The organism is Inquilinus limosus (assembly GCF_051487185.1).
GTDB lineage: Bacteria > Pseudomonadota > Alphaproteobacteria > DSM-16000 > Inquilinaceae > Inquilinus > Inquilinus limosus_F.
In genome coordinates this window covers 111,982-126,627 of record NZ_JAHVDK010000021.1, presented here as the reverse complement: position 1 = coordinate 126,627, position 14,646 = coordinate 111,982, and the positions used below count along the sequence as shown (strand labels likewise).

Here is a 14,646-nt window from a genome sequence, read left to right as displayed (position 1 = left end):
TGCTGCGCCGCAGAACCGGATCTCCTCAACGACAGCACCGAGATCCCGTGTCTGCGCAGCAGCGCTTCGCGCCGCAGCGCGCACGAGATGACACTGTCAATGATCAGCGGTCGCCATGGCGGCTTTGCCACGCATCACGCCGGGGGTGTCATCGTCCCCGCGGGCTTGCTATAAGGGCGCCCGGGTCCCCGTAGCTCAGCAGGATAGAGCGGCTGCGTCCTAAGCAGCGGGTCGGGAGTTCGAATCTCTCCGGGGACGCCACCCTACACCTTTGGCTTCGGGTGGCAGGCCATCCTCAGGATCCCCGAAGCCCTGGCAAACGGCCTGCCCCTACCCCGGCGGCTGCAGCGTGTACATCAGGGTGCCGTAGCCGAGCTGGTCGTAGCCGCCGCTGTTGGGGCCGTAATTGCCGCCGCCGCCCTCGGGACGGAGCTTCGCGGCGAAGGCGGCGACATGCGGCGCGCTGAGCCCCTTCAGCACCACATAATGGTTGTACAGGAGCTCCCAGGCCGGCCGCTCGTTCCCGCGGCCGTTGCTGGAGATCTCCGTCTGGGTGACGTCGCTGTTGCTGTAAGTCGTGTAGGGGACCGTCTCGCCCAGATTGTAGGCGGCCACGTATTCGGCCCCCCTGAGGACGCGGTTGTTGTCATAGCTGAACAGGTCATTCCCCTGGTTCCAGGCCATCTGGCAGATGGCGCCGACCAGGGCGATGTCCAGGGTGGCATGGCCCTGATCACGGCCGCTCTCCTGCACCTGCCCCATGCGGTGGCCCGGATAGAGCTTCCAGACCAGATGCTCCACCGAGCCGTTGCCCGCGCCGTGCTTGAAATAGGAGACGGCCTCTCCGTACAGGTCGCGCCGGTCGGCCAGCACGCCGATCGCCATGATCGAGGCGATCTGGGCCAGGTCCCAATTGGCCCAGTAATGGTCGATCCGGGCGTTGTTGTGGCGCACCAGGAAGTCGTGGTTGATCGGGTAGAAAACCCTCATCATCATCAGCTTGAAGCGCCGGAAATCCGCCGCGGACCAGCCGGCATAGTCGCGCATCAGCTCGGCCGCATTGGCGAATTCGTAGCCGTAGATGCCGGCCGCCAGGGCCGCATCCGCGGTGCCGCGGATCGCGGTGAGCTGGCCCGCCCAGGCGTTCATGATCTCCACCGCCTTGTCGGCGTAGCGGCTGTCGCCGCTGATCTTCCAGCGCAGCGCCAAGGCGTAGGCGGCGGCGACGTCGTTGTACAGCTTGCGGTAATTCTCGGCATGCACGCCGTCGTAGCCGCGATAGACCACCGGCTGCGGTTGTGGCGTCCAGTACAGCGAGGCGTGCGCGTTGCTGACCAGCCGGTTCCACCCGTCCTGCCAGGGCTGGGTGCTGCCGGCCAGCCGGGTCTTGATGCGCTTGAAGTCCTCGTTGGTGTGCAGCAGGCCCGGATGGGTGAACGGCCGGTCCGCGGCCGCGGCGCCGGCGGCGGGAAGGAGCGCGGCCGACAGCAGCGCCGCGCCGATGCAGCGGACCAGGACGAAGCGCCGACGAAGGGATTCGAGGATCGACATGAAACGTGGTGCTCCCGCTGGCTGAACGGTCGGCGGACCCGGCGCTGGGACGGTCCCGATTCTTCGGATCCCCGGCCTGCCTAGACGGCGGGGCCCCGCAGGTAAACCGCCGAAGCGCGCAAAAGCTCATCCGGCGATGCGGCCGGGCGGCCCCGCCTCGCCGGCGAGCATCGCAGGGCGGCGAATCCTGGGAGATAATACCTATTATCGGAATAAACGGAACGGAGCGGAACGGCATTGCGCCGGGCCGACATGCCGGAAGATCGTCACAGCGACGATCCATCCGGGCGCCTCGGCGGGGGTGCGATGGCGAGGAGCCCGGAGATCGCCGCCGTTCGGTACGATCTGCTGTGGGGGAGATCCGGACCAGCCAATCCCATGCCCGATGACGGCATCGACGGGCCGTGCGGCAGTCTGCCGGTCCGCCCGTCATTCCGTTCCGGAGGATCCGGTGGAGCGCCGGTCGGCATGCTCGTGGCGCCGATGCCGAGCGGGCTGCTCCCGGATCAAGCGGCAGGGGTGGCGCGCCCGGGACCGGTCTTGTCGCAGCCGATCCATAGTCGTGGAGATTGGCTTTGCGACATTACGATGCCGTCGTATACGGCGCGACCCCGGCGGGGATCGTCGCCGCCAGCCTGATGGGGAAGCTCGGCCTGCGCGTCCTGCTGCTGGAGCAGACGGCCCATCTGGGCGGCCTGATGACGAGCGGGCTGAACGCGACCGACCTGATCGGCAACGGGTCCGGCCTTCGCGGCGCCGCCCGAGAGGTGTTCAAGCGGGCGGGTGCGGCCTATGGCAGCCCGGACCTCGAGTTCAGGGCCGAGCCGCATGTCCTGGGCCGGATCCTGCGGGGCCTTCTGGCCGAGGCGGATGTCGAGACCAGGACCGGGATCCGGATCTCGTCGATCGCCAGGACCGGCCCCACCCTCGGCCATGCGGTGCTGGAGGACGGCGGCCGGGTCGGCGCCGGTTTCTGGATCGACGCGACCTATGAGGGCGACCTGCTGCCCCTGGCCGAGGTGTCCCATGCCGTCGGTCGCGAGGGCAGCGACGCCCATGCGGAATCGCTCGCCGGGCGGCGCCCGCTGGGCACCATGCTGCCGCCCCCGCTCGACGAGCCGATCCCGGCCCGGGACGACCAGGGAAAGCTGCTGCCCTTCCTGACGCCGCCCGACGGGATGAAGCCGGGCCAGGCCGATTCACGGCTGCAGTCCTTCTGCTACCGCCTGACGCTCACGCGCAGCCCCGATAACCGGATCCGCATCCCCGATCCGGACAGCTACGACGGCAGGGAGATGGAGCTGTTCCGGCGGCTGACCCTGTCGGCCCGGAGGAAGGGCGCGGGCAGCGTCGCCATCGTCCATGGCACCACCTTCAATTCGGTGTTCTTCAACCTCGCCCAGCTGAAGGGCGGCAAATACGACATGAACTCCGGCCACGCGGCGCCGATCAACCTGCCGCTGGCCGACATGGACTGGCTGAACTCCGGCCCCGACGGCAGGCGCAAGATCTCCTACCGGTACCAGGAATACACGGCGAAGATCCTGTACTTCATCCGCCACGACGAGAGCGTGCCGGAGGAGACCCGGCGCTTCTTCTCCGAGTTCGGCTTCTGCCGGGACGAGTATCAGGACACGGCAGGTTGGCCGCCGGCGCTCTATGTCCGCGAAGGGCGCCGCCTGGCCGGCTGCGACGTCTTGACCGAGCACGACGTCCTGAACGGCCGGACGGACGCGGCGGATATCGGGCTGGCCCGCTATCCGCTGGACTGCAAGCCGATCCAGTGGACGGCGACCCCCGACGGCAAGCACGCCGTCCGGGAAGGCATGATGTTCAAGAAGGTGCCCAGGCCCTACGGCATGCGCTTCGGCATGCTGCTGCCGAAGCCGCAGGAGGCCGCCAACCTCCTGGTCCCCGTGGCCGCCTCCGCCACCCATGTCGCCTTCTCCAGCCTGCGGATGGAGCCGCATTGGATGGCGCTGGGAGCGGCCGCGGGCGCCGCCGTCGTTCTGGCGGCGCGGCGGCGCACCGCCCTGCATGCCCTGGCCCCCAGCGCCGTCAGGGCCCTGGCGGAGGAAGACCTGCCGCCGACGCCGCAGCGCTGGGCCGGGACCGATCAGGCCGTCGCGTAGGTCTTCCGGTACCAGTCCGCGATCTCGCCGCCGGTGGCCTGGGCGATCACCCCGTGGTCCGTGCGCACCGGCCATGCCCACCCTTTTCCATCGTCGGCGGCTTCGGCCTTCGATGGGAATTGATTTTTATCCTCAATCGATGGGAATTGATTTTTATCCTCAAAAGGTATACCTTATAAGGTAAGTTCGATGAGCACGCCCGCGAAGATTCTGCAGGCTGCTTTCTATACGACTGATACCGGGAACCGGCCCGTGCGGGAGTGGCTCATGAAGCTTTCGCCCGAAGATCGCAAGACCATCGGCGAGGATATTGCCACGCTGGAATTTTGCTGGCCCGTCGGGATGCCGAAATGCGCGCCCATGAAAGGCGTGAATGGCCTCTATGAGATCCGGTCGAACATCTCGTCGGGGCGCATTGCTCGCGTGTTCTTTGTCCTGATCGGCAACCAGATGGTCCTTCTGCACGGCTTCATCAAAAAGTCCCGGAAGACACCTGACAAGGAATTGAAACTGGCGACAGCCCGCATGAAGGAGGTGCAGCGCTATGAATAAGAACCCTCATATCGGCGAAAGCTTCGCGAGCTTTCTGCGCGATGAAGGCATTTATGACGAGGTGACCGCAACCGCCATCAAGCGGACACTTGCGCTTCAGATCGAGCACGAGATGGCAGCACAGAACATCTCCAAGTCGGAAATGGCCCGCCGCATGAAGACGAGCGCCACGCAGCTCGGGCGGCTTCTCGATCCAAACAATGACCGTATCCAGCTCGATACCTTGGTGAAGGCAGCATCCGCCTTGGGCAAAAGTCTTGCGGTCAGCCTTGTCTAAGACATTGGTTCGCGCCCCAGGATGGACCCCACGCGGGCGCGCCGGTCAGTTCCCCTGATAATTCGTCCGGTACCAGTCCGCGATCTCGCCGCCGGTGGCGAGCCAGACGTCGCGGTGCGAGGCGATGTGGGCGAGCGCCTCGGCGAAATGTTTCGCCCGGTGCGGATGGCCGATCAGGAACGGGTGCAGGGCGATGCCCATCACCCGCCCGGTCCCGGCGCCCTCCTCGTAGAGCACGTCGAACTGGTCGCGGATCGTCCGCGCGAACTGCTCACCCGTCTGCCCCTGGAAGAGGAAGGCGTTGAAGTCGTTGATCTCGATCGAATAGGGCAGCGACAGCATCGAACCGGACTTCACCCGCATCGGATAGGGCTGCTCGTCATTCACCCAGTTGGCGACGTAGTCGATGCCGGCCTCGGCCAGCAGGTCGGGCGTCCGGTGCGATTCCGTCAACGCCGGGCTGAGCCAGCCGCGCGGCCGCGCGCCGGTGGCCTGGCCGACGGTGTCGACGACGCTGTGGATGATCTCCCGCTCCTCTTCCTCCGGCTGGCCGTGGATCAGGGTGGAGTTGGTCATGCCGTGGCCCATCCATTCCCAGCCGAGCGCCCGCCCGGCCTCGATGATGCGCGGATAGTGCCGGACGACGTCGGCGTTGAGCGCCACCGTGCCCTTGACCCCGTATCGCTCCATCACCTCCATCAGCCGCCAGATGCCGACGCGGACGCCGTAGTCGCGCCAGGAATAGTTCAGCACGTCGGGGACCAGGTTGGCGGTGTGCGGGTTGATCGAGCTGGACGGCCGGTCGAACAGGAAATGCTCGATGTTCGGGACCACCCACACCGCTACCCGGGCGCCGTTCGGCCAGCGCAGCGGCGGGCGGTCGACGATGGCGGAATACGGGAACCGGTCGTGATGCTGCGGCGCGGCGGTGTCCTGGGGCATGCTGGCCTCCTTCGGTGAGACTGTTCACCGCCAAGATGAGTCCACCGCGCATTCCGGAGAATTGGGCTATAGTTCCGGACACTTGCGACATGGATGTCCGGAATGACCTTGCGGCACACCGACAGCCTCGGCGCGCTCGACGCCTTCGTCCGGGCGGCGGATGCGCGCAGCTTCACCGCGGCGGGGCGGCAGCTCGGCGTCTCCGCCTCCGCCATCGGCAAGGCGGTGGCGCGGCTGGAGGACCGGCTGGGCGTGCGGCTGTTCCACCGCTCGACCCGCTCGGTGACGCTGACGCCGGAGGGCGCGCTGTTCCTGGAGCGCTGCCGGCGGATCTTCAGCGAGATCGAGACCGCCGAGATGGAGCTGGCGCAGAGCCGGGGCGCGCCGCGCGGCCGGCTGCGGGTCAGCCTGCCCCTGGCCGGCATGCTGATGATGCCGACCCTCAGCGCCTTCATGCAGGCCTATCCCGAGATCGAGCTGGACCTCGACTTCAGCGACCGGCTGGTCGAGGTGATCGAGGAGGGCTTCGACGCGGTGGTGCGGGCCGGCGATGTCAGCGATTCCCGGCTGATGAGCCGTTTCCTGGGCGTCTTCCGGCTGCAGCTCGTGGCCTCTCCCGGCTACCTGGAGCGGCGGGGCGTGCCGCGGGCGCCGGAGGAGCTGGCCGGCCATGCCTGCCTGCAGCACCGCTTCGCCACCAGCGGCAAGCTGGAGCCCTGGCCACTGCGCCGCGAGGTCGCGCTGCCGAGCGCGGCGGTGGCGAACACGATCGAGCCGCTGATCGCCATGGCCGAAGCGGGTCTGGGCATCGCCTGCCTGCCGGACTTCGCCATCCGCCGGCAGCTCGAAGAGGGCCGGCTGGCGGTCGTTCTGGCCGACCACACCGAGCACGAGGGCGTGTTCCGCCTGCTGTGGCCGTCGAGCCGCCATCCCGCGCCCAAGCTGCGGGTCTTCGTCGACTTCATGGCGCGGAGTCTGTTTCCGGCATGAGGTACAGTGGCCCTCCACGCTGACCGAAGCTTTCCGAAATCGCCGAGCACGGGGGGAGCGACCCCATGGATCTCGTCGACAGCTGGGAAGTTCGCAGGCCGGGTTCGCGTGCCGCGAACCCAATAATCACGGATGCCGCAGAACGGTGGAATGTTGGGCTCGCCTCCAGCGAACCCAACTTACGTGCTGCCGCTTCGCGCTCGCCGTCCGTGAATGATCAGACGCGATCCAGGAACGCGAGCACCCGTTTGGTGAGCAGCGCGGTCGCGTCCGGATCGTAGGACGGAAGCGAGCTGTCGGCGAAGTAGTGCTGGTCGCCCGGATACAGGAACAGCTCCGCATCCTCGACCTTCGCCACGATCTCGCGGGCCGCGTCTATGTCGCCCTCGCCGACGAAGATCGGGTCGTTGTCCATGCCGTGGATCTGCACCGGGACGCCGTCCGGCCAAGGGCCGAACGCCCAGTCGCCGCTGATCGGCAGGCAGGAGTGGAAAAGCAGGGCCCCGCGGGCCCCCGGCCGAGTCTGCGCCAGCTTTTGCGCCGGCAGAACGCCAAACGAGAACCCGGCATAGACCAGCCCGGACGGAAGCCCGTCGGCGATGCGGACGCCGCGCTCCCGCATCTCCTCGAAACCGATCGTGCGGATATGGGCGAGCCCCTCGTCGATGCTGTCGAAGCAGCGCCCGTCGAACAGGTCCGGCGCGTGCACGACGTGGCCGGCGGCCCGCAGATCGTCGGCGAACGCCCGCACGCCGGGGGTCAGCCCCTGGGCGTGGTGGAACAACAGGATCTCGGTCATCGGCAGCCCCCGGGTCGGATGGTCAGGTCCGATCACCTTACGGCGTCGTTCTCGTTGCCGGAAGCCGTGCGCCGGTGTCGGCGCCCGCGCCTCTCGTTCAGGGATCGGGTGCAGTCCGCCACGCCCGCAGATCCATAAGGCCTTCTAATAGGCTCATGCGCATTCCGCCGGATAATCGCATGCCGGGGCGCGCGCCTATAACCAGGAGAGGAGAACCCGGCAAACGCCGGACGACCTTCCGGCTCGACGCAACGATCGCAGGAATCGTCGATGAGTCCTCTTGCCACCGTCATCGCCGTCCTGTGCCTCGTGACCGCCTCGGCGGCGCAGGCGGAGCCATCGAAGAAGGATCCGCACATGGTCGCCCCCGCCCTGGAAAGATACACGCGGGATACGCTGCTGGGCGGCGTCTGGAAGCGCCCCGGCCTGTCCGCGCGGGACCGGAGCATTGTCACCCTCGCCGCCATGATCGCGCGCCACCAGACCGTCGAGCTGCCCTTCTATCTCGGCCTCGCGCTCGACAGCGGCGTGACGCCCCGCGAGATCTCGGAGATCATCACACATCTCGCCTTCTATTCCGGCTGGGGCAATGCGACGGCGGCGGCAGTTGTCGCCAAGGACGTCTTCGCCGCACGTCAGATCGGGAGCGACCAGCTGCCCGCCGCCGCGCCGGCCCTCCTGCCGCTCGACGAGGCGGCCGAAGCGCAGCGCGCGACACGCGTCGGGGAGCAGTTCGACGCCGTCGCCCCTGGAGTCGTGCAATACACCACAGACGTCCTGTTCCGGGACCTGTGGCTGCGCCCCGACCTGGCGCCGCGCGACCGCAGCCTGGTCACGGTCAGCGCGCTGGTCGCCACCGGCCAGGTCGCCCAGTTGCCCTATCACCTGAGCAGGGCCATGGACAATGGCCTGACCCAGCCGCAGGCCGCAGAAGCCCTGACGCAGCTGGCCTTCTATGCCGGCTGGCCGAACGTCTTCTCGGCGCTGCCGGTGGCGAGGGACGTGTTCGAGAAGCGCCCGAAATAGCAGGCCCGCCATGAACGCCAAGACAGTTCTCGCCGCCTCGCTGCTCACGCTCTCGCCTGGCGGCACTTCCGCCGAGCCGATGCAGGAGCCGTATATCCGCCTGGCGGAGCTGGAGATCGACCCGGCCCGGGCGCAGGAATTCAGCGCCGCGATCAGGGACGAGATCGAGACCGCTGTTCGCGTGGAGCCGGGCGTCCTGGCCCTCTACGCCGTGTTCGAAAAGGACGATCCGGCTCGGGTCAGGGTCTTCGAGGTCTATGCCGACGAGACCGCCTATCGGACACATCTGCAAACCCCACACTTCCAGAAGTTCCGGGCCGACACGGAGACCATGGTCCGGTCCCGCAGGCTGCTCGACGCCGTTCCCATTGTCCTCGGGGCAAAGGCGAAGTGAGAACCGCGCCCGGCAGGCCCGCCTCAGCCCCGGTGGCGCAGCGCGTCGACCAGCAGGGCGAAGGCGGCGGAGGTCTGGCGCCGGCTCGGATAGTACAGGTGATAGCCCGACCAGGGTGGGCACCAGTCCTCCAGCACCCGGTGGAGGCGGCCCTTGGCGAGATGGGGCCGCGCCAGATCCTCCGGCACATAGGCCAGGCCGAAGCCGGCCAGGGCGGCGTCGAGGACCTGATAGATGCCGTTGAAGACGAGCTGGCCTTCGACGCGCACCTTCATCTCGCGGCCGTCCCGTTCGAACTCCCAGGCATAAAGCCCGCCAAAGGTTGGCAGGCGCAGATTGATGCAGCTGTGCGCGACCAGGTCCTGCGGCGTCTGCGGCCGCGGCCGCCGCGCGAAGTAGGAGTCCGACCCGACCACGGCGAAGCGGATGTCCGGCCCGATGCGCACCGCGACCATGTCCCGGGCCACCTGCTCGCCCCAGCGCACGCCGGCGTCGTAGCGCTCCGTGACGATGTCGGTCAGCCCGTAGTCGATGGCGAGCTCGACCCTGATGTCGGGATAGCGGGGCAGAAACCTTTCCAGCTTCGGCCACAGGACCGACCGGATCGCATGGTCGCCGGCGGTGATCCGGATGGTGCCGGACGGCTTTTCCCCGAGCTCGCTGACCGAGGCTAGCTCGGCCTCGATCTCCTCCAGCCGCGGGGCCACGGTGCGCAGCAGGCGCTCGCCCGCCTCGGTCAGCCCGACGCTGCGCGTCGTGCGGGTCAGCAGCCGGATGCCCAGCCGGGTCTCGAGCTGGCGGATCGTCTGGCTCAGCGCCGATTGCGAGACGGCCAGCTTCGCCGCCGCCTTGGTGAAGCTCCGCTCCCGCGCGACGGCGACGAGGGCGGCCAGGTCATCCAGGTGTCCACGCTGCATTTATCGGCACTGCTTATAGGTCCATGCGGATTGTAGCGGCTAATCGCGAAGGCACCACGCCCTTAGAGTCCGGGTCCCCGACACCGACGACCGCACCGGAGGGAGGCGATGATCACCCGCAGGCGCGTCCTCGCTGCCGTCGGCGGCATCGCTGCCCTCACGGCCGCCGCGGCAATCGCGCTGGGCTCCGCCGCGGCGGGCGTCCGCGCCGAGGCCGCCGCCAGCCCGGCCGTGCCCGCGACTCCGCGGGAAGCAGCATCCCATCAACAGACAGGCACCATGAAGATCGGTATCCGGATCGACGACACGGTCCTGACCGCCACGCTCGAGGACAGCGCGACGGCCAGAGACTTCGCATCCCTGCTGCCGCTGACCGTGACGCTGCGGGACCATGCATCGACCGAGAAGATCGCCGATCTGCCGCGGCGGTTGTCCGAGGAAGATGCGCCGGCGGGATTCGATCCCTCGGTCAGAGACATCGCCTACTACGCGCCGTGGGGGAATGTCGCGATCTATCATCGCGATTTCGGCTACTCGCGCGGGCTCATCCATCTGGGAACGATCGAATCCGGCATCGAGGCGCTGAGCCGCCCCGGGCCGCGGACGGCGACGATCGAACTCCTGGACCGGTAAAGGAGATCCGACGCTGGAATGGCCGAAAGACGAGTTGCACCGGATCACGGCGGCCGACGATCTGCACGTCGCACCGTTCCGGGAAGACGGGCGGACCCACGGCACCCCGACCTGGATCTGGTCCGTCGCGGTCGAAGACGGGCTCTATGTCCGTGCCTACAACGGGCCGGCCTCCCGCTGGTACCGGGCAGCGCTGCGGCAGAAGGCCGGGCGGATCATCGCCGCCGGCATGACCCGGGACGTGGCCTTCGCGCCGGTCGACGGGCCGATCCAGGGCCGGATCGACGACGCCTATCGGGCCAAGTACGGCGGCAGCCCGTATCTCGCCGCGATGATCGGCCCCCGCGCCCGCGCCGCCACCGTCAGGATCGTGCCGCGCGAGGCCGGCGCCTGAACGCCGCCCCCATTGCGCAGAGAACAGCCAGCATGAGCACCAACATCGAAGGCAAGGTCGTCGTCATCACCGGCGCCAGCAGCGGGCTGGGCGAAGCCCACGGTCCGGCTTCTCTCCGAACAGGGCGCCAGCGTCGTGCTGGGCGCCCGGCGTGCTGACCGGCTGAAGGCGCTGGCGGACGAGCTGACCTGGCGGGGCGGCAAGGCCCTCGCCGTCGCCACGACGTCGCCGACCGCGCGCAGGTCCAGGGGCTGGTTGAGGCCGCGGTCCAGGCCTATGGGCGGATCGACGTGATGATCAGCAATGCCGGGCTCATGCCGCAGGCGCCGCTCGACCGCCTGCAGATCGGTGAATGGGACCGGATGATCGATGTGAACATCAAGGGTGTGCTGTACGGCATCGCCGCGGCGCTGCCGCATATGCAGCGGCAGAAGGCCGGGCACTTCATCAATGTCTCGTCCGTCGCCGGCCACAAGGTGGGACCCGGCTTCGCCGTCTATGCGGCGACCAAGCACGCGGTGCGGGCCCTGTCCGAGGGGCTGCGCCAGGAGGTGAAGCCCTACAACATCCGCACCACGGTGATCTCCCCGGGCGCGGTCGCCACCGAGCTGCCGGACAACATCACCGACCCCGACGCGGCCGAGAGGATCCGCGCCTTCTATGCCAAGGTCGCGATCCCCGCCGACTCCTTCGCCCGGGCCGTTGCCTTCGCCATCGGCCAGCCGGAGGAGGTGGACGTGAACGAGATCCTGTTCCGACCGACCGCGCAGGAACTCTGACCCTCGCCCCGATCCACCGCCATCAACAAAACGCCCGGCCGGAGCCGGGCGGAACGAGTTGCCTTTGTCACAGCGGCGTCCCCTGGATCCGAGAAGCGCCACGGTTGATTGAACCGCCGCGGCCGGGCGAGGTCGATACATCAGAAAGGATGAAGCCTCGCGCGACGGGCCGAGAACCGGCATGCCGCGGGCCAATGGTGGGGCCGGGACACTGCCCCCGGAGGCGGGCCGATCCGTCGGAGGACGGAGTCCGTCCCCCTCCGGATGGCGATCTTCCTGCCGATGGCCGGTTTTCCTAGGATCTCTCCTGGGTTTCCCTGCGGCATGTCGGCATCCCCACCCCGCGGGCCGCCGGGTTCCCCCAAGGGCGGGATCGGGTTTGCAACGCCCCTTACCGAAGGCCTGATCCCGCCCCCCACAGGGAGGTCATGCGAAGCGGTGCGCGGCCGGGCCGATCGAGACCCGGCCGTGGCACGTCGCCATTCCGCCGCCCCGGCGCGATCGATGCGCGAACCGCATCGATCGATACCCGCTTCGGCTTGGACGGCCATCGGCGGCCATAAGACCCTTCCGTGTCGAGAGAGGCGCCGAGACGCGCCCGCTCGCCATTCGGGGAGGGAATCGTCTTGGCTATCCACACTGCGTTGCGGATGATGGCAGGAATGCTCGCCATAGCATCATCGCTCACCGCCTTCGGCCCGGCGCCGGCTGCCGCCGGCACCTTCGTCTATGTCTCCAACGCGGCGGACGGGGACATCGACGGCTATGCCATGGACAAGGCGACCGGCGCGCTGACGCCGCTGGGCAAGACCAAGGCCGGCAAGCAGGTGATGCCGATGACGGTCAGCCCGGACAAGCGGCATCTCTATGCCGTGGTCCGGTCGCAGCCCTTCACGGTCGTGACCTACGCCATCGATCCCGCGAGTGGCGCACTGCGGCAGGAGGCGACCGCCCCGCTGCCCGACAGCATGGCCTATGTGTCGACCGACGCCGCCGGCCGCTTCCTGTTCACCGCCTCCTATGGCGGCGACAAGGTCGCGGTCAGCCCGATCGATGCGGACGGCCTGATCCGATCGGAGGCGAGCCAGGTCATCCCGACGGGCAAGAACGCCCATGCGATCCGCGCCGACCGGACGAACCGCTTTGTCTACGCGACCAATCTCGGCAGCGACCAGATCGTCCAGTTCGCGTTCGACGCCGCGACCGGCAGGCTGACGCCGAACGATCCCCCGCTCGTCAAGGTGGCGGCCGGCAACGGCCCGCGCCATCCCGTCCTCTCGCCGGACGGCAAATACCTCTACGTGCTCTGCGAGCTGTCCGGCAACGTCATCCAATTCGCCGTCGACCAGGCCAAGGGAACCTTGACCGTGCTCGACACCGTCGGCACGGTGCCGCCGGAGGCCGGGCTGGTGCCGGGCCCCCCACCGGGGGCTCCGGCCGGCGACAAGCCGAAGATCTGGGCCGCGGACATCCAGATCACGCCCGACGGCCGGTTTCTCTACACCACGGAGCGGACGACCAGCCGGATCGCCCTCCTCTCCGTCGCCCCCGACACCGGGAAGGTCACCTACGTTACCAACTACGCCACGGAGACGCAGCCGCGCGGCATCAGGATCGATGCGAGCGGAACCCATCTCATCGCGTCGGGCGAGAAATCGGACCGGCTGTCGGTCTACAGGATCGACAAGGCGGACGGCGGCCTGACGCCGGTGGGTCGTTACCCCGTCGGTCAGGGCGCGAACTGGGTCGAGATCGTCGATCTGCCGTGACCTCGAGCCCCTCGCGCAGTTGCGCGAGGGGCCTCTCCCTTGCCAGCGAAGCGGCGCCCACCTGGTCTGCGCTAGAAGAATTCGTTCAGGAACGCCGCCGCCGCCTCGTCCGAGATGCCGGCGATCTTGTTCGTGGCCTGACGATAGAATTTGAAATTGAGCTCGGTCCCCGGCCGGCCGTCATTCCAATCGGTGAACCGCTTGAGCTCGCTCCGCCCCAGCGGCCGCTTGGCAAGTGCGGTGCGCCTGATGGTGAGGTCCACGCGTGGCGTCTGCCGGGCGATGCCCGGCGTCTTCGCGATCGCTTCGGTCGAGGTGACGACGCCGCGCGCGACGAGGCCCTGCCCGCCCTCGTTCTCGCTCGCGAACACGAAGACCGTGTCGCCCTCGGCGATGTGCTTGCCGCCGTACATCGTCTTCTGTGCGGTGAAGGCGAACGTCTCCGCCCGCGGATCGGCAACCTCCGCTTTGATCGCGAACGCCATGCTTCTCTCCTCTCCCGCAATCTACCCGCCGCCTCGGGCGCGCCGCCAGCGAAGTGCGGGAAGGCGAGGCACGGCCAGCTGCGCGTCAGCCTGTCGCTCGCCTGCATGCTGATGATGCCGCCGTGTCGGGCGTAGGCTCCGGCAGTTGCTCTCGCCGTACCAACGGCAGCCCCGGTTGGCGCGATCTCCCTCGAGAACAATTTGATCTAGACTGACGTGTCGGCCGCCGACGAACAGTCCTGAGGAGGGACCGGCAGCAACGAGGATCCAGTCATGGATCGGAGACTGATATCGCTCGCCGCAGCTCTATCTCTGCTCCCTTCCGCGGTGTCCGCAATGGACCATGCGGCGGCGCGAGGGCGGATGGTCGAGACGATCATCGACCTCGCCAGGGGCGATGCGGGGCCATTGGGATCCGAGGGCATCGACCCGCCCGTCCTGTCAGTGATGCGCCAGGTGCCCCGGCACGAATTCGTGCCCGACGAGTCCCGCGACGAGGCCTATGAGAACCGGCCGCTGCCGATCGGCTACGGGCAGACCATCTCCCAGCCCTATGTCGTCGCGCTCATGACCGACCTTCTGGAACCCGGGAAGGACGATGTCGTTCTGGAGATCGGCACCGGGTCCGGCTATCAGGCGGCCGTGCTCTCTCCCCTGGTCCGCCACGTCTACACGATCGAGATCGTCGAGCCGCTGGCCAAGCAGGCCGCAGAACGGCTGAAAGCGCTGGGATACGGCAACGTCGTCACACGTCACGGCGACGGCTATTATGGCTGGCCCGAGCATGGTCCTTTTGACGGCATCGTCGTCACCGCGGCGGCGAGCCACATCCCGCCGCCTCTGGTCCACCAGCTCAAGCCTGGCGGCCGGATGGTGATCCCGGTCGGCCCGCCCTTCATGACCCAGAACCTGATGCTGGTGACGAAGGATGGGGAGGGAAAGGTCCGCACCGAGGTTCTCCTGCCGGTCTCCTTCGTGCCTCTGACCGGCGCCGGCGCCCGCTGAT

16 protein-coding genes and 1 tRNA gene are annotated in these 14,646 nt (G+C 68.1%); 12 read left to right on the top strand and 5 right to left on the bottom strand.

Annotated elements, in window-relative coordinates:
• Window positions 1–184: 184 nt before the first annotated feature.
• Window positions 185–261: transfer RNA gene (locus KXR53_RS23125), tRNA-Arg, on the top strand.
• Window positions 262–330: 69 nt separating this feature from the next.
• On the opposite strand, the gene KXR53_RS23120 is transcribed toward KXR53_RS23125, so the two are convergent.
• Window positions 331–1,551 carry an alginate lyase family protein gene (locus KXR53_RS23120; protein ID WP_437377631.1) on the bottom strand — a complete coding sequence of 407 codons (1,221 nt, stop codon included), beginning with the start codon at window positions 1,549–1,551 and terminating at the stop codon, window positions 331–333.
• Window positions 1,552–2,126: 575 nt separating this feature from the next.
• Here KXR53_RS23120 and KXR53_RS23115 point away from each other — a divergent pair.
• From KXR53_RS23115 to KXR53_RS23105, 3 genes are all read left to right on the top strand, one after another.
• The gene (locus KXR53_RS23115; RefSeq protein ID WP_437377630.1) at window positions 2,127–3,683 is read left to right on the top strand and encodes an FAD-dependent oxidoreductase; all 1,557 of its coding nucleotides are present in this window, start codon (window positions 2,127–2,129) and stop codon (window positions 3,681–3,683) included.
• A 189-nt stretch (window positions 3,684–3,872) separates the two neighbouring features.
• Window positions 3,873–4,235 (top strand): type II toxin-antitoxin system RelE/ParE family toxin, encoded by a 363-nt coding sequence (locus KXR53_RS23110; RefSeq protein ID WP_437377629.1) that lies wholly within the window; start codon window positions 3,873–3,875, stop codon window positions 4,233–4,235.
• On the top strand, window positions 4,228–4,512 hold the full coding sequence (locus tag KXR53_RS23105) for a helix-turn-helix domain-containing protein (protein ID WP_437377628.1): 285 nt from the start codon (window positions 4,228–4,230) through the stop codon (window positions 4,510–4,512). The genes KXR53_RS23110 and KXR53_RS23105 overlap by 8 nt, the downstream gene beginning before the upstream one ends.
• A gap of 45 nt (window positions 4,513–4,557) precedes the next feature.
• Here the strand turns inward: KXR53_RS23105 and KXR53_RS23100 are convergent, their stop codons facing one another.
• A complete protein-coding gene (locus tag KXR53_RS23100; RefSeq protein WP_437377627.1) occupies window positions 4,558–5,454 on the bottom strand; it encodes a polysaccharide deacetylase family protein in 897 nt (298 codons plus the stop codon).
• A 102-nt stretch (window positions 5,455–5,556) separates the two neighbouring features.
• On the opposite strand from KXR53_RS23100, the gene KXR53_RS23095 reads away from it, so the two are divergent.
• Complete coding sequence (locus KXR53_RS23095; RefSeq protein ID WP_437377626.1) at window positions 5,557–6,444, top strand: LysR family transcriptional regulator; 888 nt, start codon at window positions 5,557–5,559, stop codon at window positions 6,442–6,444.
• Window positions 6,445–6,661: 217 nt separating this feature from the next.
• On the opposite strand, the gene KXR53_RS23090 is transcribed toward KXR53_RS23095, so the two are convergent.
• Window positions 6,662–7,243 carry a dienelactone hydrolase family protein gene (locus KXR53_RS23090; RefSeq protein WP_437377625.1) on the bottom strand — a complete coding sequence of 194 codons (582 nt, stop codon included), beginning with the start codon at window positions 7,241–7,243 and terminating at the stop codon, window positions 6,662–6,664.
• 270 nt (window positions 7,244–7,513) lie between these two features.
• On the opposite strand from KXR53_RS23090, the gene KXR53_RS23085 reads away from it, so the two are divergent.
• Window positions 7,514–8,269 (top strand): carboxymuconolactone decarboxylase family protein, encoded by a 756-nt coding sequence (locus tag KXR53_RS23085; RefSeq protein WP_437377624.1) that lies wholly within the window; start codon window positions 7,514–7,516, stop codon window positions 8,267–8,269.
• A gap of 10 nt (window positions 8,270–8,279) precedes the next feature.
• On the top strand, window positions 8,280–8,663 hold the full coding sequence (locus tag KXR53_RS23080) for a putative quinol monooxygenase (protein ID WP_437377623.1): 384 nt from the start codon (window positions 8,280–8,282) through the stop codon (window positions 8,661–8,663).
• A 23-nt stretch (window positions 8,664–8,686) separates the two neighbouring features.
• Here the strand turns inward: KXR53_RS23080 and KXR53_RS23075 are convergent, their stop codons facing one another.
• A complete protein-coding gene (locus KXR53_RS23075; protein WP_437377622.1) occupies window positions 8,687–9,580 on the bottom strand; it encodes a LysR family transcriptional regulator in 894 nt (297 codons plus the stop codon).
• Between the two features lie 108 nt (window positions 9,581–9,688).
• Between KXR53_RS23075 and KXR53_RS23070 the strand changes: the two genes are divergently transcribed.
• From KXR53_RS23070 to KXR53_RS23055, 4 genes are all read left to right on the top strand, one after another.
• Entirely contained in the window at window positions 9,689–10,213 is a 525-nt protein-coding gene (locus KXR53_RS23070; RefSeq protein WP_437377621.1) for a cyclophilin-like fold protein, read from the top strand.
• 34 nt (window positions 10,214–10,247) lie between these two features.
• On the top strand, window positions 10,248–10,607 hold the full coding sequence (locus tag KXR53_RS23065) for a DUF2255 family protein (RefSeq protein ID WP_437377620.1): 360 nt from the start codon (window positions 10,248–10,250) through the stop codon (window positions 10,605–10,607).
• Window positions 10,608–10,795: 188 nt separating this feature from the next.
• Window positions 10,796–11,386 (top strand): SDR family oxidoreductase, encoded by a 591-nt coding sequence (locus KXR53_RS23060; protein ID WP_437377644.1) that lies wholly within the window; start codon window positions 10,796–10,798, stop codon window positions 11,384–11,386.
• A 662-nt stretch (window positions 11,387–12,048) separates the two neighbouring features.
• Window positions 12,049–13,155, top strand: coding sequence for a lactonase family protein (locus KXR53_RS23055; RefSeq protein ID WP_437377619.1), 1,107 nt, complete (start codon window positions 12,049–12,051; stop codon window positions 13,153–13,155).
• A gap of 71 nt (window positions 13,156–13,226) precedes the next feature.
• On the opposite strand, the gene KXR53_RS23050 is transcribed toward KXR53_RS23055, so the two are convergent.
• Entirely contained in the window at window positions 13,227–13,640 is a 414-nt protein-coding gene (locus KXR53_RS23050) for a hypothetical protein (RefSeq protein ID WP_437377618.1), read from the bottom strand.
• Window positions 13,641–14,003: 363 nt separating this feature from the next.
• Here KXR53_RS23050 and KXR53_RS23045 point away from each other — a divergent pair, with 363 nt between their 5' ends.
• Window positions 14,004–14,645 (top strand): protein-L-isoaspartate(D-aspartate) O-methyltransferase, encoded by a 642-nt coding sequence (locus KXR53_RS23045; protein WP_437377617.1) that lies wholly within the window; start codon window positions 14,004–14,006, stop codon window positions 14,643–14,645.
• Window position 14,646: the final 1 nt, after the last annotated feature.